This window comes from Arthrobacter sp. MYb23, from assembly GCF_002979775.1.
Taxonomy (GTDB): Bacteria; Actinomycetota; Actinomycetes; order Actinomycetales; family Micrococcaceae; genus Arthrobacter.
In genome coordinates this window covers 44,574-71,527 of record NZ_PCPR01000002.1, presented here as the reverse complement: position 1 = coordinate 71,527, position 26,954 = coordinate 44,574, and the positions used below count along the sequence as shown (strand labels likewise).

Sequence of the window (26,954 nt, the reverse complement as noted above, 5' to 3'; positions counted from 1 at the left end):
CCGGAACCATTCATATATTGCGTGCCTTCTGTCCACGCTACGACTCTATGCTCTTGGTCCGGGGACGGGCATCATGCCGTGGTCTGAATCAGTGCGACGTAGAGTGTTCGCAGAATGAGACGATTTTGACCAGCATGTGGATTGCTTGGCTAGATAGAGCTATGAGTGCAACGTCCATCAATCTCGCTGTCATCCCTGGCGACGGCATTGGCCCAGAGGTCATCGCTGAAGCTGTCAAGGTCCTCGAAAAGGCCGTCGCCGCCGAAGGCGTCGCCCTTGAGCTGACCAACTACAAGCTCGGTGCCCAGCACTGGCTTGAGACTGGCGAGACGCTCCCGGACGAGGTCCTGGCAGATCTGCGTACCCGCGATGCCATCCTCTTTGGTGCAGTGGGCGCTGCCCCCGGCGATACCCGAATCCCGTCCGGCATCATTGAACGCGAGATGCTGCTCAAGCTCCGTTTCAGCCTTGACCACTTTGTGAACCTCCGCCCGTCCCGCCTCTACGGCACCGTCGGCAGCCCCTTGGCCAACCCCGGCACCATCGACTTCATCGTGGTCCGGGAAGGTACCGAAGGTCCCTATGTGGGCAACGGCGGCACCTTGCGTGGCGGTACGCCGCACGAGGTTGCCACCGAGGTATCCCTCAATACCGCCCACGGCGTGGAGCGTGTTGTCCGTGACGCCTTCCGCCGTGCCAGCGAACGTCCCCGCAAGCACGTCACTCTTGTCCACAAGCACAACGTGCTCGTGTTTGCCGGGCACCTGTGGAAGCGGACTGTCGAGGCCGTGGCCCAGGAATTTCCCGAGGTCACCCACGACTACCTGCACATCGACGCAGCCACCATCTTCATGGTGACCGAGCCCTCCCGATTTGATGTCATTGTCACCGACAACCTCTTCGGCGACATTCTCACCGACCTCGCTGCTGCCGTTACCGGTGGCATTGGCCTGGCGGCATCGGGCAACATCAACATGGACCGCACAGCACCGTCCATGTTTGAGCCCGTCCATGGCTCCGCTCCGGATATCGCCGGTCAGCAGAAAGCCGACCCCACCGCGGCCATCCTCTCCGCAGTGCTCCTCCTGGACCACCTTGGCTACACCACGGCGGCCCGAAAGATCGAAGCGGCAGTAGTCGCCGACGTCGAGAGCCGCACCGGCGAGCCACGCAGCACAGCTGCCATTGGCGACGCTATTGCGGCCGCACTTTAGGCCCAATACTCAGGCGTAAGCTTGTCTTGAATTATTTACCTGCTTCCCTGGTCCATCGCTGAACCACACCCTTTTGGGCCGGTTCGCACTGCCAGGTAGCTGACTGTGGAGGAAACATGACTCAGACTGCCCATGGCGTCGAATTCAGCCAGCAGCTTTCGGAAACACCGAAATCTGCTGAGGAGCGTGCAGCCGTCCTGGCGAACCCGGGATTTGGCGACTACTTCACCGACCACACCGCCGTCGTCGACTACAAAGTTGACGCCGATGGCAATGGCGGTTGGCAGAACGCCCGGATCGAGCCCTACGGACCCATTTCCCTGGACCCCTCGGCCGCGGTCCTGCACTACGGCCAGGAGATCTTCGAAGGACTCAAGGCCTACCGCCACGCCGACGGATCCGTTTGGACGTTCAGGCCCGAAGCCAACGCGGCACGCCTGAACAAGTCCGCCCGCCGCCTGGCCCTTCCTGAGCTGCCCGAGGAGTACTTCCTGGGCGCCATCCGGGAACTCGTGCAGGCAGACCAGGAATGGGTTCCGTCCGGCGACGGCGAAGCCCTGTACCTGCGCCCGTTCATGATTGCCACCGAGGCATTCCTTGGAGTCCGGGCCGCCCGCGAAGTTTCCTTCCGCGTTATTGCTTCGCCCGCCGGCAACTACTTCGGTGGCGAGCTCAAGCCTGTCTCCATCTGGATCTCCCGTGAATACGCCCGTGCGGGCCGCGGCGGAACCGGTGCGGCCAAGTGTGGCGGCAACTATGCAGCATCGCTGATCGCACAGCAGGAAGCCGAAGCGAACGGCTGCAAGCAGGTGCTCTTCCTGGACCACTTCAACGACGACGCCGTGGAAGAACTCGGCGGCATGAACGTCTTCTTCGTCATGAAGGACGGTTCCCTGGTCACTCCCGCCCTCAGCGGCACCATCCTGGAAGGCGTGACGCGCATGTCCGTCATCCAGGTGGCCAAGGACATGGGCCGTGAAGTCACCGAGCGGAAGATCACCCTGGACGAGTGGCGTGAAGGCGTCGCTTCCGGCGAGATCACCGAGGTCTTCGCTTGCGGCACCGCAGCAGTGATCACGCCGATTGGCGTGCTCAAGGATGCCACCGAGTTCATCGGTGCCGAGGACGCCAAGGCGGGCGAAACCACCATGGCCATCCGCGAGCAGCTCCTGGGCATCCAGACCGGAACCGTGGAGGACACCCACGGCTGGCTGACCCGCCTGGTCTAAACCACGCAACTCACAACACGACGGCGGTCCTTCCATCTGGCAACAGGCGGAAGGGCCGCTGTTCTGCTTCCCGGACGCTCTTCCACTTCCCTCGGGCTTGGGCCGGACGCTCTATCACTTCCCTCGGGCTTGGGCCGGACGCTCTATCACTTCCCGGCGGGGGGTGAGAGACGGTTGGCCGGAAGGGCTAGGGATGTGAGAGAGCGTGTATTCAGTGCCAAGATGGGACGGTGACTTCAGAATCAATGGCGACTCCCGGTAACTCACCCACTGGCGACTCCTCTTCCTTGCGGCGCAGCAGCGAGCTCACCCACTTCCGATTGGCTCCGAACCCGGGCCCGATGAGTCTGGACGGCACCAATTCCTATGTCATCGGTGTGCAGGGCTCCGGCCACGTAGCGGTGGTGGACCCGGGCCCTGAAGACGAACACCACTTGGCCGTGCTGGCATCGGCTGGTGTTGTGGAGGTGGTCCTCATTACGCATCGGCACGCGGACCATACCGAGGCGTCAGCGCGTTTCCACCAGATCACCGGGGCGCCGGTCCGCGCTGCGTTGCCGGAGCATTGCCACGGTGGCGAACCCCTGATGGACGGCGAAGTACTGATGGCCGGTGGCGTGGAGATCCGTGTGGTGGGGACCCCGGGGCATACGTCCGATTCCCTCTGCTTCCATCTCCCTCATGACGGCCCCACCGGATCCGTTCTGACCGGCGATACCATCCTGGGCCGCGGAACCACTGTGCTGGACTACCCGGATGGCAGGCTGGGGGACTACCTTGCGAGCTTGGACAAGCTGGAAGCACTGGGCGCCGCAACCTTGCTTCCAGCCCACGGACCTGTGCTTCCGGCTCTGGACGCAAAGTGCCGCGAGTACCGCGAACACCGCGAACTTCGCCTCGATCAGATCAGGGAGGCGCTGAAAAACATGGGACAGGATGCATCGATACCCGCCGTCACTGATGCCGTTTACCCCGACGTCGCCGCCTCCGTCCGCTGGGCGGCAGAGACTTCCGTCGCAGCCCAGTTGGATTACCTCCGAAGCTAGACCCGGACTGTAGGCTTGAGCCCATGCGTATCGCCCGGTTTGTAGTTGATTCTGATCCCCTTTACGGCGTTGTTGAAGGCGAGCCCGGCAGTGAGGAAATCACTGTCATCAACGGCGACCCCTTCTTTAACGGCGTGGAACGTACCCACGTGAAGCACAAGCTTGAGGACGTGCGGCTCCTCGCTCCGATCATTCCCCGAAGCAAGGTCATTGGCGTCGGCCGCAACTTCGCCGAGCACGCTGCCGAGCTCGGCAACGAGGTTCCCCAGCAGCCGCTGCTGTTCCTGAAGCCCAACACGTCGGTGATCGGCCCGAACGATCCCATCATCCTTCCCGCGTTCTCAGAGGAAGTCTCCTTCGAGGCTGAGCTGTGCGTAGTGATCGGCCGGATCTGCAAGGACGTTCCCGAGGACCGTGCGGACGACGTCATCTTCGGCTACACCTGCGGCAACGACCTCACTGCCCGCGACGTCCAAAAGACTGATCTCCAGTGGGCGCGGGCCAAGGGGTTCGACACCTCCGCGCCACTTGGTCCGTGGATCGAAACCGATCTGGACCACGAGGACCTGACTATCCAGGGCCGCCTCAACGGTGAACTTCGCCAGGACGGCAGCACCAGCCAGATGATCCGTGGCGTACGCGAGCTCGTCTCGATCGTTTCGCACGCCTTCACGCTGCTTCCTGGCGACGTCATCATGACCGGCACCCCCGCCGGTGTAGGCCTGGTCAATGAGGGCGACCGTTTCGAAGTGGAGATCGAAGGCATCGGCCGGCTCTCCAACCCGGTGGTTCGCCGCTAAGCTCCACGTCAGTCGTTGAACCCCGACGGCGGTACTCGCCTCTCACGGTTAAGGCGAGTACCGCCGTCGGGCGATTCCAGCCGGGAAACCGAAGCGGCGCCAAGCGGTAAAGTTGGAACCACTATGACTACTGCTTCTGCGTCGAACGCTGCTTTCAGCGCCATCCCTGCCGTCAACGCCGAGACTCCGGTCCGCGTGCGTTTTTGCCCGTCACCCACAGGAACCCCGCACGTGGGCCTGATCCGCACGGCCCTGTTCAACTGGGCCTATGCACGCCACACCGGCGGCAAGCTGATCTTCCGCATCGAGGACACGGACTCGGCCCGCGACAGCGAAGAGAGCTACCACCAGTTGCTGGACGCCCTGAAATGGCTCGGCATCAACTGGGATGAGGGCGTAGAGGTTGGGGGACCGCACGAGCCGTACCGGCAGTCGCAGCGTGGCGACATCTACCAGGACGTCATCGCCAAGCTCAAAGCCGGAGGACACGTCTACGAGTCGTACTCCACGCCCGATGAGATCGAAGCACGTCATAAGGCGGCCGGCCGCGACCCCAAGCTGGGCTATGACGGATTCGACCGGCACCTGACGGATGAGCAGTTGGAACAGTTCAAAGCCGAGGGCCGCGAAGCTGTCCTCCGCCTCCGCATGCCGGACGAGGATTTGACCTTCAATGACCTGGTCCGCGGGGAGATTACGTTCAAGGCTGGTTCGGTTCCTGACTTTGCTGTTGTCCGCGCCAACGGTGCTCCGCTCTACACGCTGGTGAACCCTGTGGACGACGCCCTGATGGGCATCACCCACGTCCTTCGCGGCGAGGATCTGCTGAGTTCCACTCCGCGTCAGATTGCGCTGTACCGCGCCCTCTACGCCATTGGCGTGGCCGAGTACATGCCGGAATTCGGCCACCTGCCCTATGTCATGGGACAGGGTAACAAGAAGCTTTCCAAGCGTGATCCCGAGTCCAGCCTGTTCCTTCACCGTGAACGTGGCTTCATCCCCGAGGGCTTGCTCAACTACCTGTCGCTGCTTGGCTGGTCACTGAGCGCGGACGAGGACATCTTCACCGTGGAGCAGCTCGTAGCCAACTTCGATATCCACGACGTCCTGGGCAACCCGGCCCGTTTCGACATCAAGAAGGCTGAAGCCATCAATGGAACCCACGTGCGGATGCTCGCGCCGGAGGACTTCAAGGAACGTTTGGTTCCTTACCTCCGAGCTGCTGGTTTCGTAGGGGAAATCCTGACGCCGCGACAGGAAGAGATCCTCGCCGAGGCTGCTCCTCTGGTACAGGAACGCATCACACTCTTGGGTGAAGCTCCGGAGATGCTGGCCTTCCTGTTCAAGGCCGATGACGCCATTGACGTTGCCGACGATGCCCGAAAGGGTCTTCCTCAGAACCTGGAGGAAGTGCTCGACGCTGCCTTGGCGGCGCTGGAACCGATCGGTGAGTGGACGGCTGAGAATATCCAGGCCGCGCTCAAGCAGGCTCTGGTTGAGGATCTTGGCATCAAGCCGCGGGCAGCCTTCGGTCCTGTGCGCACGGCCATCTCTGGGCGCCGCATTTCTCCACCCTTGTTCGAGTCGATGGTGATCCTTGGCAAGGATTCCTCGCTCGCCCGTGTCCGCGCCTTCCGAGGCTAGCAGCAGAGCAGTCATGGCTATCTCACGTTCCTTCGGCACCGTCCATGGTGTCCTCTTCGATATTGACGACACCTTGGTGGACCTTGAGTACGCCATGACCACTGCACTCCGCGATGTCAGCGAGCATCTCCTGCCCGGCCTGGACCAGGCCGGGTGGGTGAAGTTCGGCCGCATCTTCACACACGAGACCACGCACTTCTATGACCGCTATCTGGCAGGGGAGCTGACCTTCAATGAGCAGCGGCTCCTACGGGGCAGGGCTGCTTTGGGGCACTTTGGCGTGGAACTTCAGGACGGCGAGGAATCCCAAGCGTGGGTTGCCGATTACCACCAGCGCCAGACGGCGTATGTGCGGGCTTTTGACGACGTTGAAGGCGTGCTCGACTCCCTCGATGCCGCGGGCATTCCCTACGGCGCCGTGAGCAACAATGTGCATGATTACCAGCGGGCCAAACTGGACGGTGCAGGCCTGTCGCGGATCAAGATCCTGGTAGGTACGGACACGGTAGGGGTGGCAAAGCCAGACCCGGCAATATACCTCGAAGGTGTGCGCCTGCTGGGCACCGGGCCGGCGGAGACCTTGTATGTTGGCGACAACCGGCTGCTCGATGCTGACGGCGCAACGGCAGCTGGCCTGATTGGCGTATGGCTGAACAGGACCGGGGAAGTGGTGGAAGAATTCACCGGCCGCCAAGTGGACTCCTTGTCGCGGCTGCTGGTGACGGCTCCTACTGCAGCCTGAGAATCATGTGATGCAGGTAACGGCTTTCCGATTTGTGCAGGTGGCGAGACTCCGGTAGAGTCATTACTCGTGCTGAGGGGCACGGAGGGAAAAGCTGAGGGAAACCAAAGCGTGGAACTCCGGTCCGAAAGTCACTTTGGGATATGGTGTAATTGGCAACACTACGGTTTCTGGTACCGTCATTCTAGGTTCGAGTCCTGGTATCCCAGCTCTGAAAATCCGCGTCAATACGCTGGAAAATCAGAAGTTTCAAGTCGCGCAGTCGATTTGGAGCGAAGCTGAAAGTATGAAATACTCTTTCTGCTTGATCGCCGGAAACGGTGATAAAAAAGTGCAAGGCCCCATCGTATAGCGGCCTAGTACGCTGCCCTCTCACGGCGGTAACGCGGGTTCGAATCCCGCTGGGGTCACCAACGAATCCCCCGGAACCACGGTTCCGGGGGATTTCTTTTTTCCTGGATTTGTCCACAGTACTTGCGGCGGCCCCTGTCACGGGGGATTGGACTGGCATGATGATGCTGTGACCGCTAATGATGATGAGAGAACACCCCGGGCAACACAAGCAGCCCTTGGTGCGGCAGCCGCCGTCGAGACCTTGGAAGCGGCCCGCGCGGAACTTGCGGCCACAACCCTTCCGCTCGCCGTGCCGGAGGTCCGGGAAGCCCGTCAGTGGATTCGAGAGTCCCTGGCGCAGCTGGACGACTACGTGATTCCCCGCTACCGGAGCCTGGATGCTCCGCTGCTGGCGGTTGTCGGCGGTTCCACAGGTGCCGGGAAGTCCACCCTGGTCAACGCCCTGGTTGGCTACCCGGTGACCCGTTCCGGCGCTATCAGGCCCACCACGCGCCAGCCCATCCTCCTCCACCATCCCCTGGACGCGGAGTGGTTTGCAGGCCAGCGGATACTTCCGGGCCTGGACAGGATCCGGGGCACTGTTTCAGAGAGCCCTTTGCCCGCGCATCAGGCAGGTGCCACCCCCGACGCGCAGGCCATCACGTCCTTGGTTCTGGTGGGACACGAGGCTGTTCCGCACGGAATAGCGCTCCTGGATGCGCCCGACGTCGACTCGATCTCCGATGACAACCGCAGGCTTGCCGGTCAGCTGCTTGCCGCCGCCGACCTTTGGGTGTTTGTCACTACAGCAAACCGCTACGCCGACGCCGTGCCCTGGCGGCTTCTCTTGGATGCGGCGTCACGGGATATCACCGTAGCCGTGGTCCTGGACCGTGTTCCGGCTGCTGCGGAGGAGGAAGTCAGGACTGACCTCCAGGCAATGCTGGATCAGCAGGGGCTGGCCGAAGCGAAGCTCTTCGTTGTTCCCGAAAGTGCCCTCAATGCCCTGGGGATGCTTCCGGAGGAGTCCGTGATTCCACTGCGTCAGTGGCTGGGTGCTTTGGCGGCTGATGTGGCCGGACGCGCGGAGGTCGCCCGACGAACACTCAACGGCGCTGTCAAGGCTGTCAGTGTTCGGTTGGACGGCATCGCTGGTGCAGCTGCTGCCCAGGATGCCGCTGCCCGCGATCTTCGGATGACGTGCGTTACTGAGTATGAGCAAGCGCTCTCGCGCATTCTGGAGGCCACCAAGGACGGTGCTTTGCTCCGCGGCGAAGTGCTGGCACGGTGGCAGGATTTTGTGGGTACAGGTGAGTTCTTCCGGGCGCTTGAGCAGAATCTCGGGCGGATGCGGGACCGTGTTGGGGCCTTCTTCCGTGGCGAGCCGGCTCCCGCTGTGAAGGTTGAAACCGCCATTGAGACCGGGTTGCAGGCGGTGATCCTGGACGAAGCTGCGAACGCAGCCGAAAACGTGGACAGGCGCTGGCGTTCGGATGCTGCCGGCCGGGATCTCCTTGGCTCGGAAGATCTTTCGGGTACCAGCGAGGGCTTCGATGCGAAGGCCGCGGCAGCTATCCGTTCCTGGCAGGAGGGACTGATGGAGATGATCCGTACCCAGGGCCAGGGTAAACGAACCCAGGCCCGCTGGTTGTCCTTCGGAGTCAACGGGCTGGGCGCGGCGCTCATGGTGGTGGTGTTCTCCATGACGGCCGGGCTAAGCGGCTTGGAGATCGGCATTGCAGGCGGAACGGCCGTTGTTGGCCAGAAGCTGCTTGAAGCTGTGTTCGGTGAGGACGCCGTACGTCGTCTGGCCCAGCAGGCCAGGGATGATCTGCATACTCAATGCCAACGGCTCCTGGACGATGAAAGAGAACGGTTCCTGGGCCGCCTTGAGGCAGCCGATCCGGTCTCCGGAGATGACCTCTCCCGGTATGCCCAAGCATTGCGCCGCCTGGCAGGTGCCGCATGAGCCGCCACGGACAGGTTCGCGAGTCGTCCCTGCTGCAGCGCAGGCTTGAATCCCTCAATACCGCACGGGAACTGGCCGAAGGTGTCCTCCCGGACGCTGATCTGCAATCCGTCTACGAGGTCTTGGAGCGCGCCACCTCGCGGCGGTCTCTTTCAGCCGATCACACAGTGGTGGGATTCTTCGGGGCCACAGGCAGCGGAAAATCATCCTTGTTCAATGCTGTTTCAGGCAGCAGTCTCGCAACTGCCACTGCGCGGCGTCCCACGACGTCGGCACCTTTGGCGGGCATTTGGGGCGAGGAAGGCAGCGGGCCGTTGCTTGACTGGCTGGACGTCAAAGAGCGGCACACGCTGCCGCCGGTTCCAGGGCTCGCGGAGGAGAATACCGGCCTGGTGCTGCTGGATTTGCCGGACTTCGATTCCACCCGGCTGGAAAATCGGGAGATCGTTCAGCGGATGGTGGGCATGGTAGATGTCCTGGTGTGGGTTCTGGACCCGCAAAAATACGCCGATGCTGCGGTGCATAATGATTTCCTTCGCCCCATGGCCTCCCATGGTGCGGTAACGCTGGTTGTCCTGAACCAGGTGGACAAACTCAGCGCCGCCGACGCAACCGCCGTGATGCAGTCTTTGGAAGGGATCCTTGCACGGGACGGCCTGGGGAAGGTACGGGTCTTTGGCGCCTCAGCGCTAACGGGCGACGGCGTCCAAACCCTCCGCGCGGTGATCAGGAAGGTCGTGGTTCAGCGGGAGGCAACAACAGAACGCCTGGCAGCGGACGTTGCGAAGGCCGCCGGGGAACTTGCCAGGGCCTCCGGAGAGGGCGAAGCCCGGGGCGTCAAGAGCGGAACGAAAGCCCGCCTCGCCTCTGAATTGTCGACGGCGGCAAATGTTCCGGTGGTTGTGGACGCCGTTCACCGATCTTTCAAGAGGGAATCAGCCAAGAGGACGGGGTGGCCCGTTACTCGGTGGCTTTTGCGTTTCCGGCCCGACCCGCTGCGGCGGTTGAACCTGGGCAGGGATGACACCCGGCCGGAGCTGAACAGGACATCCCTGCCACCTGCCGGTGCGCCGGAGAGGGCAAGGACGGACGCAGCCGTTCGGGAGTTCGCAGACGAGGCTTCAGCGGGCGCCCCGGGCCCTTGGCGTGCAGCCATCCGCAGCGCGGCAAGGGACGGGCGGGAGGATCTGCCCGACGCCTTGGATCAGGCCATTGCAGGCACTGACCTGTTGGCGGGCAAACGTCCCCTGTGGTGGCTTCTTTTCAATACCCTGCAATGGATCGCGCTTCTGCTCGCAGCAGGGGGCCTGGGCTGGCTGGGGGTGTTGGCCGCCCTCGGCTACTTCCAAATGCCAGTGCCCGAGGTGCCCCGAACGGAAGGGTGGCCGTGGCCCACCCTGATGGTTGCCGGGGGAGTGGTGTTGGGAGTCGCCCTTGCCATCGCCGGAAGGATTCTGGGAGGCTGGGCTGCCCGTGCCAGGGCTTCGAGGGCAACGAAGCGGTTGAAGGCAGCCGTGGCAGCGGTTGCCGAGCAGCGGATTGTGGAGCCCGTCGAAGTCGAAATCACCCGTTTGAAAGCGTTCAACGCGGCCCTTAAGTCTGCACGCCCGGGTTAGAGGGCCCCACTATGAAGGTCAGCGCTTAGAGGGAAGAGGCTGCGTCCCTGACTTTAATAAGGGTGCGCAGGTTCCTGGTAGTAGTGCTGGCTTTGTAGCGTGCCCTGGCGGAGAGTTTGCTGAACGGGCTGTCCAGTGTTCCGCCGGCGGGGGCCAGCCAAGCGGAAGCCTCCTGCCCGAGCCGCACCTGTTCCACGCCGCCAAGCGCTTCGCCAGCCTGGAAGAGTTCATCAAGCATTGCAGTATCGGAGGCAAGGGTGATGTAGCTGTGCGTGGATTTGTCGTCCGCCGGATAGGGGCACGCGTCCACCAATTCTCCAACTCTGGCGGCGGTGAGGACCACCACCCAGGCGTCGTAACCAAAGGTGTCCCGGAGGCATTTCTCGAACTGCGTCTTGACGTCTTTGGCGCTGAGTTCACTCTGCAGCACCACGTTCCCGCTGGCCAACAGGGTTTTGACCTTGGTAAACGGGTAGTCCGTCAGGGCAGAGGTGAGATCGGCCATCTTGATGTTGATGCCGCCCACGTTGATGCCGCGAAGGAAAACGGCGTAACTGTTCACGCTAGTCATTGTTCTTGCGCAGGGCTTCGGTCAGGAGCCGGGCGGCGTTGCAGACCACTTCAGCGTGAAGGCGCCCCGGCTGGCGGGTGAGGCGTTCAATCGGACCTGAAATGGACACGGCCGCAATGACCCTGCCTGACGGACCGCGAACGGGTGCTGAAACCGAGGCGACCCCCGGTTCGCGTTCGCCGAGGCTCTGACCCCAGCCCCGGCGTCGTACGCCTGCCAGGACGGTGGGCGTAAAGCGGGCGTTTTGCAGCCCCTCCAGGAGTCGATCGTGGTCTTCCCACGCCAGTAAGACCTGGGCGGCTGAGCCGGCCTTCATGGAGAGCTGGGTGCCCACGGGAATGGTGTCGCGCAGGCCAATGGGCCGTTCGGCTGAGGCTACGCAGACACGCCAGTCTCCCTGGCGGCGGAAGATCTGCGCGCTTTCACCCGTAGCGTCACGGAGTTGAATGAGAACTGGGCCGGCGGAGGCGATGAGCCGGTCTTCGCCGGCAGCTGAAGCGAGTTCCACCAGCCGGCTGCCCAGGACGAAGCGTCCTTGGATATCGCGGCTTACCAAACGGTGGTGAACCAGGGCCAGTGCGAGCCGGTGAACGGTGGGCCGGGCAAGGCCTGTGGCCGCCACAAGTTGCGCAAGAGTGGTGGGTCCGGCCTCAAGGGCATCGAGTACTTGGGCCGCTTTATCAATGACACCGACTCCACTAGAATTGTCCATGTAATGATATTGCCGTCTCAATATCTGAGATGCAAGTTGTTTCGCTGGCCTATTTTGACGCCGGGCTGCTTCAGTGGAACAAGAACAACGCAACAAGCCAATCGCAGTGAAGGGAGCAAGGCCGTGGGAAAGACACTGGCCGAGAAAGTCTGGGACGCGCACGTAGTGCGCAAGGGCGAAGGCGAAGGAGCCAATGCCCAGCCCGATCTTCTCTTCATCGACCTTCACCTCGTCCATGAAGTAACGTCCCCGCAAGCCTTCGAGGGCCTGCGCCTGGCTGGCCGGCCGTTGCGACGCGTGGACCTCACCATTGCCACCGAGGACCACAACACTCCCACGCTGGACATCGACAAACCAATTGCGGACCTGACCAGCCGAACGCAGATTGAGGCCCTGCGCGCCAACTGCAAGGAATTCGGCGTCCGTCTTCACTCCCTCGGTGACAAGGAACAGGGAATCGTGCACGTCGTGGGTCCGCAGCTGGGCCTCACACAGCCCGGTATGACCGTGGTCTGTGGCGACTCGCACACCTCAACCCACGGGGCCTTCGGCGCGTTGGCCATGGGCATCGGCACGTCCGAGGTGGAGCACGTCATGGCCACCCAAACCCTGTCTCTGAAGCCGTTCAAGACCATGGCCATCAACGTTGAAGGCACCTTGCGTCCGGGCGTCACCGCCAAGGACATCATCCTCGCGGTCATTGCCAAGATCGGGACCGGTGGCGGTCAGGGCTACGTGCTCGAATACCGTGGCTCGGCCATCCGTGCGCTGTCCATGGATGCCCGCATGACCATCTGCAATATGTCCATCGAAGCCGGCGCCCGCGCCGGAATGGTGGCTCCGGACCAGACCACGTACGACTACATGCGGGGACGCCCCCACGCGCCGGAAGGCGCTGACTGGGATGCCGCCGTCGAGTACTGGAACACGCTGAATACCGACGTCGACGCGACCTTCGACGTCGAGGTTGACCTGGACGCTGACACGCTGGAGCCGTTCGTGACCTGGGGAACCAACCCGGGCCAGGGCGTTTCACTGTCCGCCAAGGTGCCGTCGCCGGAGGACTTCGGTGATGAGAATGCCAAGGCAGCTGCCGAGCGCGCCCTGCAGTACATGGGCCTGGAAGCGGGCACCCCCATGAAGGACATCCGTGTGGATACTGTCTTCCTGGGATCCTGCACCAACTCCCGTATTGAGGACCTGCGCGTGGCTGCAGACATTATCCGCGGCCGTGAAAAGGACCCCAACATCCGCATGCTGGTGGTTCCGGGTTCTGCACGTGTCCGGCTGGAAGCCGAAGCGGAAGGCCTGGACAAGGTCTTCAAGGACTTTGGCGCTGAATGGCGTTTCGCCGGGTGTTCCATGTGCTTGGGCATGAACCCGGACCAGCTGGAACCGGGGGAGCGTTGCGCCTCCACATCCAACCGCAACTTTGAGGGACGCCAAGGCAAGGGCGGCCGCACGCACTTGGTCTCGCCGGTGGTGGCTGCGGCCACGGCTGTCCGAGGCACGCTGAGCTCGCCGTCGGACCTTGAGTCCGCTGCCGCAGGCACACTGACCGGAACCGCAGTCTAGGAGGATCCCATGGAAGCTTTCACTACCCACACCGGCATCGGCGTTCCCCTGCGCCAGAGCAACGTGGACACGGACCAGATCATCCCCGCTGTGTACCTCAAGCGCATTACCCGCACCGGATTCGAAGATGCTCTCTTCGCTGCCTGGCGAAAGGACGAGTCCTTCATTCTGAACCAGGCCCCGTTCAACGCCGGCTCGGTGCTGGTCGCAGGACCCGATTTCGGCACGGGGTCATCCCGCGAACACGCCGTCTGGGCATTGAAGGACTATGGCTTCAAAGCCGTTCTGTCTTCACGCTTCGCTGACATCTTCCGTGGAAACTCCGGAAAACAGGGATTGCTGGCCGCTCAGGTGGCCCAGGACGATATCGAACTGATCTGGAAGGTCCTGGAGAACCACCCCGGTACGGAGATCAAGGTGGACTTGGTCTCCAAAACGGTGGAGTGCGGCAACGTGGTGGCGCCGTTCGAGATTGACGATTACACCCGCTGGCGCCTCCTGGAGGGCCTCGACGACATTGGGCTGACTCTTCAGCACGAAGAGGACATCACGGCGTACGAGGCTACGCGCCCGTCCTTCAAGCCGAAGACGCTGCCAGCGAAAGTTGATGCTCTCTAGCCTCTGAAGTGAAGCCGAAACCTTGCGGAAAACGGACCGGCAGGCCCCCTGTGGAAGGGCCGGCCGGTCCTTTTTCGTCCGCGGACCTTTGAGGGCTGATCAGCGGGGCATCGGGCGGTTCCATTTCGGATCGGTAAAGCGAGCTTCTATGCTTAGCTGGAGCCTTTGTAAGTTTGGGGGGCGAGTAGTCGTGAGGAAACCGGTATAGATGAGTAGTGTTCTGACAATCCGCGGTGGCGTCCCTTTGACCGGACGAGTGACCGTTCGCGGTGCCAAGAACCTGGTGCCCAAGGCCATGGTGGCGGCGTTGCTGGGCAGCGAACCATCGGTGCTGAGGAACGTGCCGGAAATCAAGGACGTCGAGGTTGTCACCAGCCTGCTGCAGTTGCACGGCGTGACCGTGGTGAAGGATCCCGAATCGGGAGACCTCACGTTGGATCCCAAGGATGCAAAGACGGCCTCCAGCACGGCGATTGATGCCCACGCCGGTGATTCGCGGATTCCCATCCTGCTGTGCGGACCCCTGATCCACGCGATCGGCGAGGCCTTCATTCCGGATCTGGGTGGCTGCAAGATCGGCGACAGGCCCATCGACTACCACCTGAACGTCCTGCGGCAGTTCGGCGCCGTGGTGGAAAAGCGCCCTGGCGGCATCCATATTTCTGCCCCGAACGGACTGCACGGAGCTAAAATCTCGCTGCCGTACCCCTCAGTGGGTGCCACCGAGCAGGTGCTGTTGAGCGCCACGCGTGCCGAAGGCATCACCGAACTCATTGGTGCGGCCACGGAACCCGAGATCATTGACCTCATTGCGGTCCTGCAGAAAATGGGCGCCATCATCAGCGTCCAGACGGACCGGACCATCCGCATTGAAGGCGTCAAGGACTTGCGTGGGTACAACCACCGTGCGCTCCCGGACCGCAATGAATCCGCGTCCTGGGCCTCAGCTGCCCTGGTGACGCGCGGTGACATCTTTGTAGAGGGAGCTTCCCAGCGGGACATGATGACGTTCCTGAACACCTACCGCAAAGTGGGCGGTGGCATGGACATCGGCGACGACGGCATCCGCTTCTACCACCAGGGCGGCAAGCTCTCCCCGCTGGTCCTGGAGACAGACGTCCACCCCGGTTTCATGACGGACTGGCAGCAGCCGTTGGTGGTTGCGCTCACGCAGGCCGAAGGCGTCTCCATAGTCCACGAGACCGTCTATGAAAACCGCTTCGGATTTACCGAGGCCCTTGCGCGCATGGGTGCGAACATCCAGGTGCACCGCGAATGCCTGGGCAGTGTTCCTTGCCGGTTCGGGCAACGGAACTTCCTGCACTCAGCAGTGATTTCCGGTCCTACTCCGCTCAGGGGCACGGACATTGATATCCCCGATCTCCGGGGCGGCTTCAGCCACCTCATCGCAGCGCTGGCTGCCACGGGCACCTCACGGGTTACGGGCATCGACATCATCAACCGCGGTTACGAGCGCTTCACCGAGAAGCTGGCCGGCCTGGGCGCCGATTTCGATATCACCACCACCAAGTAGCGGGGGCTCCTTTGAAGGAATCGGCTAAGAGCCGTGCAACATTCATGCTGCTGGCCGGTCTCGCGCGTCCGCTGATGAACCTCCTGATGGCCAAGAAGTGGGAAGGGATGGAGAACCTTCCACCCGACGGCTTCATCGCAGTACCTAACCATTGCACCGAGATCGACCCCATCGTGATCGGTCACATGGTCTACAACCAGAAACGGCCCCCGCACTTCCTTGCGAAGACGGGCCTCTTCAAGGTGCCGGTTCTGGGGTCCCTGCTTCACGCAACACGGCAGATTCCGGTTGAACGCTCGACGGCGGGAGCGAACCGCTCCCTGCAAGTGGCCAAAGAAGTGGTGGACGCCGGAGGTGCCATCATCATTTATCCCGAGGGAACGCTCACCCGTGACCCCGATCTGTGGCCGATGAAGGGCCACACCGGCGCGGCCAGGCTTGCCCTGCAAACCGGAGCGCCGGTGGTGCCCATGGCGCACTGGGGTGCACAGGAAGTCTTCCCGCGGTACGCCAAGCGGTTCCATATCTTCCCGCGGAAAACCGTCCGCGTGCTTATTGGCAAACCTGTTGATCTCAGTGCGTTCAGCGACCGGCCGATGGACCGTGCAACACTGACCGAGGCCACTGAGGTCATCATGGACGCCATCACGGAACTTCTGGAGACCCTTCGAGGCGAAGTTGCTCCTGCGGAGCGCTGGGATCCGGCTGTCCACAAACAGTCCAGGCACGGCCGTTTTACTCAGGGTGAATCTCCTGATGCCCAAGAAGGGGATGGCGGCAAATGACAACAGAGCACGGCACCGTCAACACGCCGGACATTGTGGCAGTTTTGGGTGCGGGATCCTGGGGAACCACTTTTGCCAAGGTCCTGGCGGACGCGGCTGCGGCTACCGGATCTGAGCGCAGCATCCGGATCTGGGGACGCCGGGCCGAAGTGGTGGAGCAGATCAACTCTTCGCACCGCAACGAGCAATACCTTAAAGACATTGAACTCCCGGCATCAGTCACGGCCTCTACGGATGTTGGGGAGGTGCTCAAGGATGCCACGCTGGTGGTACTCGCTGTGCCCGCACAATCCTTGCGTCCGCAACTGGGCGAGTGGAAGCCGTTACTTGCCCCCGACGCCGTGGTGGTCTCCTTGATGAAGGGCCTGGAACTGGGCACGGACGCCCGGATGAGCGAAGTAATTGCCCAGGAGTTAGGTCTTCCCGCGTCTCGCGTGGCAGTGGTCTCTGGCCCTAACCTGGCCATGGAGATTGCCAGGGAGCAACCAACGGCGTCCGTGGTTGCCTGCAGTGACGCAGACACCGCTGCTGCCATAGCCCTGTGCTGCACGGCACCGTACTTCCGGCCCTACACCAGCACTGATGTTGTGGGCGTGGAAATCGGCGGGATCGTCAAGAACGTGATTGCCCTTGCCGTGGGCATTTGCGAAGGCCGGCAGATGGGCGACAACACCAAGGCTTCGGTGATCACCCGTGGACTCGCGGAGACCTCCCGGCTTGCGCTGGCCCTTGGCGGAGAAGCACACACCATGGCCGGCCTGGCCGGACTCGGGGACCTCGTTGCCACGTGCTCTTCAGCCCTTTCACGCAACCACACCGCCGGCAGGTTGCTGGGCGAAGGTCTTAGCCTTGAGCAAGTTGCCGAACAAATGACACAGACAGCAGAGGGCATTAAGTCCGGCCCTGCTGTACATGAGCTTGCCGGCAAATTAGATGTTGAAATGCCTATTACGGCCGCCGTCGTGGCGGTGCTTGAAGGCAGAATGTCCGTTGATGACCTGGGGCCGCGACTGCTGGCCCGGGCACTGAAGTCCGAAGGCGACTACTGATGGTGACTGAGCAATCCACCCCCGTGACGGGACGTCCCCGCGTAGCGATTCTCTTTGGGGGCCGCTCCAGCGAACACGCCGTCAGCTGCGTCACCGCCGCTGGTGTCATGGGCGCGATCGACAAGAATAAGTACGAGGTCATACCAATCGGGATCGCCAAATCGGGTCAGTGGGTTCTCGCCTCGGGCGACACCAGCGACTGGTCCTTGAGCTCGGCGGCCCTTCCCGAAGTGGCGCCGTCGGGCAAGACCGTCACCTTGGCCGAGGTAGGTGGCGAGCATCAGCTCATCGTGACCGAGCCCAATGCCGTACCCCTGGAATTGGGTGCTGTGGACGTTGTCTTTCCCTTGCTGCACGGGCCATGGGGCGAGGACGGTACCGTCCAGGGTCTCCTGGAGCTTTCGGACACCCGCTATGTCGGAGCCGGTGTGCTGGCCTCGGCCGTGGGAATGGACAAGCACTTCATGAAAGTGGTGTTCGAATCCGCAGGACTCAGCGTGGGCCCCTACGTGGCTGTCACGGACCGTGAGTGGACCACGGACGCCGAGTCTGTTCGTAAGCGGGTGGATAGGCTGGGGTTCCCCGTGTTCGTCAAGCCCGCCCGGGCAGGCTCGTCCATGGGTATCTCCAAGGTGGACTCGATCGAAGGGCTGGACGCCGCGATCGAGGAAGCCCGCCGCCACGACTTGAAGCTGGTCATCGAAGCAGGCATTGTGGGCCGCGAGATCGAGTGTGCGGTCCTTCAAGGACGTGGCACCGATGCTCCCCGCACTTCCATGCCGGGTGAAATTGCCGTGGCAGAAGGAGAGCATCAGTTCTACGACTTTGCCGCCAAATACGTTGAGGACGGGGCCGCAGCCCTGAGCTGCCCGGCCGTTATGCCGGACGAGGCAATCGCACGGGTGCGTGAACTCGCCGCCGTGGCTTTCGACGCCGTCGGAGCAGAAGGCCTCAGCCGTGTGGACTTCTTCTACACTCCGGCCGGTGAGCTGATCATCAACGAGATCAATACGATGCCCGGCTTTACGCCTAAGAGCATGTACCCGCAGATGTGGGCGGCATCAGGCCTGGCTTACGGGGACCTCATTGATGAATTGATCCATCTGGCGCTGACCCGCAAGACGGGACTGCGCTAGCCCGTCGGAGGACCCTACTGCGCGGACGGCAGGTTCTGAAGGTCTTCCTGGCCGACGCACTTTCCGGTTGCCTTGATCTTGCCAACCGCGGCTGCCAGCTCGGTCAGCACGGTAGCGGAGCTGATGTTCGCTGCCTCAAGTTTGACCGGGTCAATCAGGATTTCCGTGGCAGGTTCGCGACCGAAGGTGGTCAAGGTGTAGACGGGATCGCCTTCCTTGATGACCCAGTCGATGTCATTGACGCTGACGCAACGGTCTGTGGTGGGGCCGGGGACGTTTACGCCGCAGCGGAGTATGACTTGGGAGGGATCTCCCCAGGCTGCCGTCGCCTGGCTGTTCGTCTTGCGAAGGGCAGCGTCACCGATCTGATCGGGAAGGGCCACCATCATTGGTGCGCAGGCAGGATTGGCGGCGTCTGCGGCGGCCGTGACGTCCACAGTGGGGGCGCAGGCCGACAAAGCGGTGGCGGACGCGGAGGCCATGGCGATGGCCAGAGCAGTCCGGCGGAGGGTCTTTCGGTGCATCCATCCAGCCTATCCCGCACGCGCTGGCCGAAAGTTTCACGGTGCCGCAGGTCACATACCTGGCGGAACGCCGTTGGGGGACGGCCACATTATTCTGTCGGTGGATCGCGATAGCGTAAGTCAGTACCTGCAGACGAGCCGGGTCGAACCGGGTGCAGTGCCTGGAGAAGAGCAATTGCCTTGGGGAAGAAGAGTCGAGAGCCGTGCCAAGAGAAGAATCGAGTGCAGTGCCACTACAACAGTTGACCGTCCAAGACCTTTCGGAGTCCGCCCTCCTTGCCAGAATCTTCCCGCGATTGCACCGTAGCCCCGGCGTTCTTCTGGGACCCGGAGACGATGCTGCCCTGATTGCAGCGCCGGACGGCCGGACCCTCATCTCCATCGACACCCAGACGCAGGATCAGGACTTCAGGCTTGAGTGGCCCAATGGTTACAGGACCACCGGATTCGACGTTGGTTGGAAGGCCGCGGCGCAAAACCTGAGCGACATCAACGCCATGGGCGGCAGCGCCACGAGTCTCGTGGTGAGCCTCACCATGCCACCGGCCACGCCCGTCGAATGGGTGGAAGACTTTGCCGATGGCCTCACTGCGGCGATCGTTGGCCTGGGTGCCCCGGACTGCTCCGTGGCCGGTGGAGACCTCGGCCGGGGCCGCGAGCTGGCGGTGACTGTCGCCGTCGTCGGTACGCTTTCCGGTGTGGCGCCGGTCCTGAGGTCCGGTGCCAACCCGGGGGACATCGTGGCGGTTTCGGGAACGTTGGGGAGGGCGGCTGCCGGCTGGGCGCTGCTGGAAAGTGAAATTCCCCTCGGTAGCCTGTCCGCTGAATTGCGGAGCCTGATAGACAACCAGTGCAGGCCGCTGCCTCCGCTGGCCGCCGGCCCCCTGGCTGCGCGTGCGGGTGCCACGGCCATGATGGATATTTCCGATGGTCTGATGTGCGATGGAAGCCGCTTGGCCGGCGCCAGCAGTGTGGTTTTGGATTTCGATCCCGCTGCCTTGGAGAACTACGCAGTCCCGTTGGAACCTGCGGCTAAGTTGCTTGGTGAAGATGCCATGCGATGGGTGCTGGGCGGGGGAGAAGACCACGGTTTGCTTGCTACGTTCCCGGCAAGTATTCAGCTACCGCAGGGCTTCACTGCGATAGGCTCGGTTCAAGCCGTTGTCGAGCCGCCAGGCAGTGGCGTCCGGATTTCCGGGCAAACTGCTGACACTGTTGGATGGGATCACTTTGCAGACTAAGATCGCCGCGAATGCGCACGCCATGAAACGTTGGCTCGGCAAGGCGGAGGTGGTCCTCGGCAACCACAGCGACCGCCTCAATGCGATCAACATTTTTCCTGTCGCCGACGGCGATACTGGAACCAACCTTTATCTCACCGTCCGGGCTGCTGTGGCTGCCTTGGGTGAAACTGTCACTGACGCTGCGGAAACCGGCAACGACGTCGGGGCATTGCTGTCCCGCGCCGGGCAGGCAGCCATGGAACAAGCACGGGGCAACTCAGGCACACTTTTTGCTGTCTTCCTGTGTGCCGCTGCCGAGCCCCTGGTTGGCAAATCCCGGCTCAGCGCACCGCTGCTTGCCACTGCGTTGAACAGAGCACAGATCCGGGCCTGGTCTGCCTTGAGTGAACCCGTGGCCGGCACTATGCTCTCGGTCCTTGAGGCGGCCGCTCATGCTGCCCAGGACGTGGACGCGACCCAGAGTGGCGATGACAGCAACCATGCGTTGGGGCTCTCACTCGACGCCGTGGTGGATGCCGCCTACCAAGCGGTGGTCCGGACCGAGGACGAGCTCGCACAGCTGCATGAAGCACGTGTTGTGGATGCAGGGGGCGTGGGCATGCTGCTGGTGCTCGATTGCCTCCGCTCCGCAGTCTTGGGTGAGGAGCTCCAGGATGAACTGCTCGACGGCCTCCACGGCTACAAACTGCAGGACCCCCACATCCATGAGCGCATGCCCGCCGATGACGGCGTGGAAGTCATGTGCACCATCAATCTTTCGCCCTTGAATGCGGCCATCCTCCGGCAACGCCTGGACGAGATGGGTGAATCTGTGATTATGAGCCAGGTTGGCGGTGCGCAGGGAAGCGATGATGACGACGACGAATCCAACGTCGAAGTGAGCTACAGGTGGCGCGTTCACGTGCATGTTCCCGATCCGGAGCCGGCCGTCGCACTCATTCGCTCGCTGGGAGAACCGACGGATATCGCAGTGAGCCAGTTGGCGGTTCCCCGTGGCAACGGGCAAGAGCCGGCCACCTGGGAATCCTCCGGCAGCGAGTCCGGCAGCAGCAACGAAGCCTTCAACGTCCCAGGCCAGTCACGGCATGAATTCTGAGCTGGAACTGCCCCTCGAACGCAGGATCGGCAAGCGCTCCGCGGCTGTCATTGAAAAGCACTTGGGCCTTAAGACCACCGGATCTTTGCTGAACTACTTTCCTCGCAGGTACTTGAGCCGCGGAGAACTGACGCCCATCAGTAACCTTCCGCTGGATGAGGAAGTCACACTAATCGCCCGGGTGCTGTCCAACAGCTCGCGCCAGATGCGGGCCCGACGTGGTTCCATCACGGATGTGGTGGTCACTGACGAGGCCGGCGGCAGCGGCGTGCCAGGGACGTTGAAGGTCAGCTTCTTCAACGGGTTCCGGGCGAAGGCAGAACTTCTGGCTGGTCGGCGGGCTATGTTCTCGGGCAAGGTATCCCGTTACGGCGGTGCCCTTGGTCTGACCAACCCGGACTTCCTTCTGCTGGACGAGGACCCTGAGGCCGAGGGGTCAGTGGATCCCGAAAAGCTGGCTGCCATGCCCATTCCCGTCTATCCTGCAACGGCTAAGCTGACCAGTTGGTCCATCCACAAGGTGATCACTGCCTTGATCCAGACCATGGACCTTGATTCCCTGCAGGATCCACTTCCGGCGGGCATCGTCCGAAGGGACGGGTTGCTCAGCGTGGCTGAGGCATACCGGTTGATCCATTCACCAGAGATCGCCAAGGATTGGCAGCGCGCCCAGGAGCGCTTCCGGTATCAGGAAGCCCTCGTGCTGCAAACGGCCTTGGCGCGCCGTCGCGCCCAGCTTGCCGCAGAAGAAGCTACAGCACGCCGCCCACTTAAGGACGGGTTGCTGAGCACGTTTGATCAGCATCTGCCCTTCACGCTGACCGCCGGACAATCCGCCGTCGGAAAGACCCTGGCTGAAGAGCTCGGGCGCGACACTCCCATGAACAGGCTGCTCCAGGGAGAGGTGGGCTCGGGCAAGACCATTGTGGCCCTCCGCGCCATGTTGCAGGTGGTGGATGCCGGCGGCCAAGCTGCCCTCCTGGCACCCACGGAGGTCCTGGCGGCCCAGCATTTCCACTCCATCCGGAAGACCCTGGGAGCGCTGGCCCGTGACCAGATCTTTGGCGGCATGGGTATGCTTGGCGGCGACTCGGCTCAAGGGGCCGTCCAGGTGACCCTCCTGACTGGTTCCATGCCCACGGCTGCACGCAAGCAGGCAATGCTGGATGCGGCCTCCGGAAATGCCGGCATCGTTATTGGCACCCATGCCCTGCTGAGCGACAAAACCAGTTTCCAGGATCTCGGGTTGATAGTGGTGGATGAGCAGCACCGTTTTGGCGTGGAGCAGCGTGATGCCCTCCGGGCCAAGGCGCAGCGGCCTCCGCATTTGCTGGTCATGACGGCCACTCCTATTCCGCGCACGGTGGCGATGACGGTGTTCGGCGACCTTGAGACGTCCATCCTTGACGAGCTTCCTGCGGGGCGGGCGCCGATTTCGACGCACGTGGTGGGGCTCGCGGAAAATCCGGGCTGGGTGGACCGCATATGGAAGCGTTCACGTGAAGAAGTGGACTCAGGTCATCAGGTGTACGTGGTGTGCCCCAAGATCGGTTCGGATGACGACGGCGACTTCAGCCCGGGCGAAGCGGAACCCAGCGATGCGGACCTCGCGGACGAAGGCCCGGCACGGGAACTGGCATCGGTGACCGCCGTCGTCGACGCCCTCGTGCAGGAACCCGCGCTGGCCGGTGTCCCCGTGGCACCGCTTCATGGGCGGCAGGATCCGCAGGTGAAGTCCGAGACCATGGCGTCGTTCGCCTCCAACAGCATCAAAGTACTGGTGTCCACCACTGTCATTGAGGTGGGCGTGGACGTTCACAACGCGACGCTCATGGTGATCCTCGATGCCGACCGTTTTGGCATCTCGCAGCTCCACCAGTTGCGTGGCCGGGTTGGCCGTGGAGGATTGCCGGGTACTTGCCTGCTGGTCACTACCTTGGAACCCGGGCATCCGAGTCGCCGGCGGCTTGATGCCGTTGCTTCAACGACGGACGGCTTTGAGCTGTCCCAGGAGGACTTGAAGCTCCGCAGGGAAGGCGACATCCTGGGCGCTTCGCAATCCGGCGGACGCTCCACGTTGAAGTTGCTCCGTGTACTTGACCACGAGGACATCATTGCCCGTGCACGTACTGACGCCCAGAGCCTGGTGTCGGAGGACACGGCCCTGGTCCAACAGCCGGCTCTGGCCGCTGCGATCGATGAATATTTGAACCCTGAGAAGGAGGCGTTCCTTGAGCGCGGTTAGAGATCCCCGGTTGCGCACACGTGGAGAATCCCTGTGAGCCGGATCATCGCCGGAGTTGGTGGTGGAAACCCGCTGACCAGTGTCCCCGGAACGGCCACGCGTCCAACCACGGACAGGGTCAAGGAGGCATTGTTTTCCCGTTTGGAATCCTTTGACGTCCTTGACGACGCCCGGGTCCTGGACCTCTACGCAGGTTCTGGAGCCTTGGGCATCGAAAGCGCCAGCCGGGGTGCCCGGAAGGTGGATCTGGTGGAGTTCGATGCCAAGGCAAGTGATGTCTGCCAGCGCAATGCGGACTTGGTGAACCAGCTGCTGGGCGGCAAGCGGGTCTCCGTCCACCGTTCCAAGGTGGAGTCATTCTTGGAACGTGCAAGCGACGCCGACATGTGGGACTTGGTCTTTCTTGATCCGCCATACCCCTTGGATGAGCCGGCGTTGAGTGCTGTGCTCGCAAAGTTGGCGCCGCATGTGGACACCGGAGCCGTCGTGGTGGTGGAACGGAGTTCGAGGAGCCCGGAACCGGCATGGCCCGGGGCTTTGGAGTGTTTTGCTGACAAGAAGTATGGCGAGACCAAACTTTGGTTCGCTGAACCGGCGTAATTCCCGGGGATGACGCTAGGCCGTGATCCGGTCCAGCTCAACGCCTGTGAGGACGGTGGCGGGGTGGGGGCCGCGGGCCAGTAACTGTGCTGTCCAATCCGGAGACCACGGCTTGCGGGTGCCCACCACAACGATGTTGCCCGGGTAGCGGCCTGCGAACATTCCTGTTTCAGCGAAGGCGGCGACGTCGGGCATGGCCTGGCGCAGTGCGGCCACTTGGCTGCGTACCAGGGTGAGCGCAGGTTCGTCGCCCACGTTGACGATCAACACGCCGTCGGGCCGTAGCCGCGCCTCTGCTTCTTCATAGAACTCGCGGCAGGCGATATGGGCAGGGGCCTCCGGTCCGGAGAAGATGTCCAGGATCACGACGTCGAACATCACCTCGGCAGGAAGCTCAGCCAACGAGTCGCGGGCGTCGCCGATGTGAGTGGTCAGCGCAGTGCCATCAGGCATAGGCAGCTTCTGAAGGACGAAGTCCAGTAGTTCGCGCTCAAGCTCAACCGCGTACTGTTCCGAGCCGGGGCGCGTGGCTTGGATGTAGCGCGCCAGAGTGAGCGCGCCGGCGCCAAGGTGGAGAGCATGGATGGGTTTTCCAGGCTCGGCCGCCACATCCACCACATGCCCGATCCTGCGCAGGTATTCGTAGAAGATGTCCGAGGGATTGGCCAGGTTCACATGTGATTGCTCGGCACCCCCGATGCTGAGGATAAAGGCGCCCTCAACGAGGGTGTCGGCCTCGATCGTGGCGTGTTGTCCCGTGGTCCGGAGGAAGCGTGATGCCTGGTGCTCTCCGGAGCCCGCCGCGTTCAGAGCCTGTCCTTCAGGGTGGCCAGCCGTTCGGCGGCCTCTTCCAGGACGTCGGTCTTCTTGCAGAAAGCGAATCTGAGCAGGCTGCGTGTGCGCTCGGCTCCTTCCGGATGGCAAAACACCGGAACCGGGATGGCTGCCACGCCAACGAGCCCCGGCAAGCGCCTGGCAAGGTCAACCGAGTCGAGGATGCCCAGGGGCGCTGTGTCGACGTTGATGAAGTAGGTACCGCTCGGGTTGTACACGCCAAATCCGGCAGTGCGCAGGCCCTCGGCGAGGATGTCGCGTTTGTGTCCAAGGGTAGCGGCGATGCCTGTATAGAACTCGTCGGGAAGGCCCAGGCCCACGGCAATGGCGCTCTGGAAGGGGGTGCCCGAGCTATAGGTCAGGAACTGCTTGACGGTGCGCACCGCAGCTACCAGGTGTTCGGGTCCGGTGAGCCAGCCGATCTTCCAACCGGTGAAGGAGAAGGTCTTACCGGCAGAGGAAATGGTGATAGTGCGTTCGCCGGCGCCAGGCAGTGACGTGATCGGGATGTGCGCTACTCCGAAGGTGAGGTGCTCGTAAACTTCGTCGCTGACAATGATGGCGCCGTACTTTGCCGCCAATTCCACAATCCTGGCCAGGACGGGCTCCGGGAACACTGCGCCTGTGGGGTTGTGCGGATTGTTCAGAAGGACAATTTTGGTCCGGCTGCTGAACGAATCTTCCAAAACCTCGAGGTCGGGAAGGAAGTCCGGGGCAAGCAGGGGAGCCGTGACGTGCTGGCCACCGGCCATGCCGATGATGGCCCCGTAAGAGTCGTAGAAGGGTTCGAAGGTCAGGACTTCGTCGCCGGGTTGGATGAAGGCCAGGAGGGTGGCTGCGATGGCCTCTGTTGCCCCCGTTGTCACAAGGACTTCGGTGTCCGGATCCGGGGTCAGCCCGTAAAAACGTTGTTGGTGTGAGGCAATGGCTTCACGAAGTGCGGGCACGCCTTTGCCGGGAGCGTATTGGTTGGCGCCTGCCGCGATGGCGGCCCGGGCAGCGGCCTTGATCTCGGCCGGGCCGTCTTCATCCGGAAACCCCTGGCCGAGGTTGATGGCACCGGTGGACAACGCCAAGGTGGTCATTTCCTCGAAGATCGTTACTCCCAGATTTCCCTCCGGGGAGAGCAAATTGGCTCCTGTGGCGGCCCGCTGCCACGGTGCCGGCCGGGCGTCTTCGGTGGTGACTGCGCTCAAATTCAAGGAAGGGCTGCTGCCTGCGGATGCCATGTCAGCCATGGTATCCCGGCAAAGTCATGGGGTAGGTTCGTCTCATGAGACGCGCGGTATGCCCTGGATCCTTTGACCCCATCCACAACGGACATCTCGAAGTCATCGCCCGGGCCGCCGGGCTGTTCGACGAAGTCATTGTGGCCGTGTCCACAAATTACGCCAAGAAGTACAGGTTCAGCCTTGAGGACCGCATGGAGATGGCCCGTGAAACTCTGGCCTCCTTACGGGGCATCATCGTTGAGCCCATGGGCGAGGGGCTTTTGGCTGAGTACTGCCGCCACCGGGGGGTTTCAGCCATAGTCAAGGGCTTGCGTTCATCCTCGGATTTCGATTACGAGCTTCCCATGGCCACCATGAACCGCCAGCTGACCGGCGTCGAAACGGTGTTCCTGCCTGCAGAAGCGCACTACCTGCACCTTTCCTCCACCTTGATCAAAGAAATCAACGTCCTCGGAGGAGACATCTCCGACTTCGTCCCCAAATCGGTGCTGAAAAGGCTTCTCGCTGGCGAGCCGCCAACGGAACAGCCCCGTAAGGGGTAGGCTTGACTGGTACCTTGCGCCTTAGCGCCGAGTTCCCCAAGCTGAAACCACTGTGTATTTACGT

Annotated in this window: 24 protein-coding genes and 2 tRNA genes; 21 read left to right on the top strand and 5 right to left on the bottom strand. The window is 62.5% G+C overall.

Annotated features, from left to right (window positions below):
* Positions 1–161: 161 nt before the first annotated feature.
* From CQ020_RS02745 to CQ020_RS02700, 10 genes are all read left to right on the top strand, one after another.
* A complete protein-coding gene (locus CQ020_RS02745; protein ID WP_105690461.1) occupies positions 162–1,214 on the top strand; it encodes a 3-isopropylmalate dehydrogenase in 1,053 nt (350 codons plus the stop codon).
* A gap of 116 nt (positions 1,215–1,330) precedes the next feature.
* Complete coding sequence (locus CQ020_RS02740) at positions 1,331–2,443, top strand: branched-chain amino acid aminotransferase (protein ID WP_105690460.1); 1,113 nt, start codon at positions 1,331–1,333, stop codon at positions 2,441–2,443.
* Positions 2,444–2,688: 245 nt separating this feature from the next.
* Positions 2,689–3,489, top strand: a complete 801-nt coding sequence (locus tag CQ020_RS02735) for an MBL fold metallo-hydrolase (RefSeq protein ID WP_105690459.1) — start codon at positions 2,689–2,691, stop codon at positions 3,487–3,489.
* A gap of 23 nt (positions 3,490–3,512) precedes the next feature.
* A complete protein-coding gene (locus CQ020_RS02730) occupies positions 3,513–4,289 on the top strand; it encodes a fumarylacetoacetate hydrolase family protein (protein WP_105690458.1) in 777 nt (258 codons plus the stop codon).
* Between the two features lie 123 nt (positions 4,290–4,412).
* Positions 4,413–5,933 carry a glutamate--tRNA ligase gene (gene gltX / locus CQ020_RS02725; protein WP_105690457.1) on the top strand — a complete coding sequence of 507 codons (1,521 nt, stop codon included), beginning with the start codon at positions 4,413–4,415 and terminating at the stop codon, positions 5,931–5,933.
* Between the two features lie 13 nt (positions 5,934–5,946).
* The gene (locus CQ020_RS02720; protein ID WP_105690456.1) at positions 5,947–6,675 is read left to right on the top strand and encodes an HAD family hydrolase; all 729 of its coding nucleotides are present in this window, start codon (positions 5,947–5,949) and stop codon (positions 6,673–6,675) included.
* A gap of 137 nt (positions 6,676–6,812) precedes the next feature.
* Positions 6,813–6,884: transfer RNA gene (locus CQ020_RS02715), tRNA-Gln, on the top strand.
* Between the two features lie 128 nt (positions 6,885–7,012).
* Positions 7,013–7,088, top strand: a tRNA-Glu gene (locus CQ020_RS02710).
* A gap of 107 nt (positions 7,089–7,195) precedes the next feature.
* Positions 7,196–8,977 carry a dynamin family protein gene (locus CQ020_RS02705; protein ID WP_105690455.1) on the top strand — a complete coding sequence of 594 codons (1,782 nt, stop codon included), beginning with the start codon at positions 7,196–7,198 and terminating at the stop codon, positions 8,975–8,977.
* A complete protein-coding gene (locus CQ020_RS02700; RefSeq protein ID WP_105690454.1) occupies positions 8,974–10,593 on the top strand; it encodes a GTPase in 1,620 nt (539 codons plus the stop codon). The genes CQ020_RS02705 and CQ020_RS02700 overlap by 4 nt, the downstream gene beginning before the upstream one ends.
* A gap of 25 nt (positions 10,594–10,618) precedes the next feature.
* On the opposite strand, the gene CQ020_RS02695 is transcribed toward CQ020_RS02700, so the two are convergent.
* Together CQ020_RS02695 and CQ020_RS02690 are read right to left on the bottom strand one after the other, a co-directional pair.
* A complete protein-coding gene (locus CQ020_RS02695; protein ID WP_105690453.1) occupies positions 10,619–11,155 on the bottom strand; it encodes a DUF1697 domain-containing protein in 537 nt (178 codons plus the stop codon).
* Position 11,156: 1 nt separating this feature from the next.
* Positions 11,157–11,876: an IclR family transcriptional regulator gene (locus CQ020_RS02690; RefSeq protein WP_024817183.1), complete on the bottom strand. Its 720-nt coding sequence runs from the start codon at positions 11,874–11,876 to the stop codon at positions 11,157–11,159.
* A gap of 123 nt (positions 11,877–11,999) precedes the next feature.
* On the opposite strand from CQ020_RS02690, the gene leuC reads away from it, so the two are divergent.
* From leuC to CQ020_RS02660, 6 genes are all read left to right on the top strand, one after another.
* Entirely contained in the window at positions 12,000–13,451 is a 1,452-nt protein-coding gene (gene leuC, locus CQ020_RS02685; RefSeq protein ID WP_105690452.1) for a 3-isopropylmalate dehydratase large subunit, read from the top strand.
* Between the two features lie 9 nt (positions 13,452–13,460).
* A complete protein-coding gene (gene leuD / locus CQ020_RS02680) occupies positions 13,461–14,069 on the top strand; it encodes a 3-isopropylmalate dehydratase small subunit (protein ID WP_062068930.1) in 609 nt (202 codons plus the stop codon).
* 208 nt (positions 14,070–14,277) lie between these two features.
* On the top strand, positions 14,278–15,603 hold the full coding sequence (gene murA / locus CQ020_RS02675) for a UDP-N-acetylglucosamine 1-carboxyvinyltransferase (protein ID WP_024817180.1): 1,326 nt from the start codon (positions 14,278–14,280) through the stop codon (positions 15,601–15,603).
* Between the two features lie 11 nt (positions 15,604–15,614).
* Positions 15,615–16,388 (top strand): 1-acyl-sn-glycerol-3-phosphate acyltransferase, encoded by a 774-nt coding sequence (locus CQ020_RS02670; RefSeq protein ID WP_105690451.1) that lies wholly within the window; start codon positions 15,615–15,617, stop codon positions 16,386–16,388.
* Positions 16,385–17,437 (top strand): NAD(P)H-dependent glycerol-3-phosphate dehydrogenase, encoded by a 1,053-nt coding sequence (locus CQ020_RS02665; protein ID WP_105690450.1) that lies wholly within the window; start codon positions 16,385–16,387, stop codon positions 17,435–17,437. The genes CQ020_RS02670 and CQ020_RS02665 overlap by 4 nt, the downstream gene beginning before the upstream one ends.
* Positions 17,437–18,573, top strand: coding sequence for a D-alanine--D-alanine ligase family protein (locus tag CQ020_RS02660; protein ID WP_105690449.1), 1,137 nt, complete (start codon positions 17,437–17,439; stop codon positions 18,571–18,573). The genes CQ020_RS02665 and CQ020_RS02660 overlap by 1 nt, the downstream gene beginning before the upstream one ends.
* Before the next feature lie 14 nt (positions 18,574–18,587).
* On the opposite strand, the gene CQ020_RS02655 is transcribed toward CQ020_RS02660, so the two are convergent.
* Complete coding sequence (locus tag CQ020_RS02655) at positions 18,588–19,097, bottom strand: DUF3515 family protein (protein WP_105690448.1); 510 nt, start codon at positions 19,095–19,097, stop codon at positions 18,588–18,590.
* Positions 19,098–19,324: 227 nt separating this feature from the next.
* Here CQ020_RS02655 and CQ020_RS02650 point away from each other — a divergent pair, with 227 nt between their 5' ends.
* The 4 genes from CQ020_RS02650 to rsmD are packed head-to-tail and all read left to right on the top strand — an operon-like array spanning position 19,325 to position 24,282.
* Positions 19,325–20,338, top strand: a complete 1,014-nt coding sequence (locus tag CQ020_RS02650) for a thiamine-phosphate kinase (protein WP_258141689.1) — start codon at positions 19,325–19,327, stop codon at positions 20,336–20,338.
* 22 nt (positions 20,339–20,360) lie between these two features.
* Positions 20,361–21,437, top strand: coding sequence for a DAK2 domain-containing protein (locus CQ020_RS02645; protein WP_105690446.1), 1,077 nt, complete (start codon positions 20,361–20,363; stop codon positions 21,435–21,437).
* Positions 21,427–23,682 (top strand): ATP-dependent DNA helicase RecG, encoded by a 2,256-nt coding sequence (locus CQ020_RS02640; protein WP_105690445.1) that lies wholly within the window; start codon positions 21,427–21,429, stop codon positions 23,680–23,682. Before CQ020_RS02645 ends, CQ020_RS02640 begins: the two co-directional genes overlap by 11 nt.
* Positions 23,683–23,715: 33 nt before the next feature.
* Positions 23,716–24,282, top strand: coding sequence for a 16S rRNA (guanine(966)-N(2))-methyltransferase RsmD (gene rsmD / locus CQ020_RS02635; RefSeq protein ID WP_105690444.1), 567 nt, complete (start codon positions 23,716–23,718; stop codon positions 24,280–24,282).
* A gap of 15 nt (positions 24,283–24,297) precedes the next feature.
* Here the strand turns inward: rsmD and CQ020_RS02630 are convergent, their stop codons facing one another.
* Both CQ020_RS02630 and CQ020_RS02625 read right to left on the bottom strand, forming a co-directional pair.
* Positions 24,298–24,957 (bottom strand): spermidine synthase, encoded by a 660-nt coding sequence (locus CQ020_RS02630; protein WP_105690443.1) that lies wholly within the window; start codon positions 24,955–24,957, stop codon positions 24,298–24,300.
* Between the two features lie 131 nt (positions 24,958–25,088).
* On the bottom strand, positions 25,089–26,354 hold the full coding sequence (locus CQ020_RS02625) for an aminotransferase class I/II-fold pyridoxal phosphate-dependent enzyme (RefSeq protein WP_105690442.1): 1,266 nt from the start codon (positions 26,352–26,354) through the stop codon (positions 25,089–25,091).
* Positions 26,355–26,389: 35 nt separating this feature from the next.
* Between CQ020_RS02625 and coaD the strand changes: the two genes are divergently transcribed.
* Positions 26,390–26,890: a pantetheine-phosphate adenylyltransferase gene (coaD, locus tag CQ020_RS02620; protein ID WP_062068952.1), complete on the top strand. Its 501-nt coding sequence runs from the start codon at positions 26,390–26,392 to the stop codon at positions 26,888–26,890.
* The last annotated feature ends 64 nt before the right edge of the window (positions 26,891–26,954 follow it).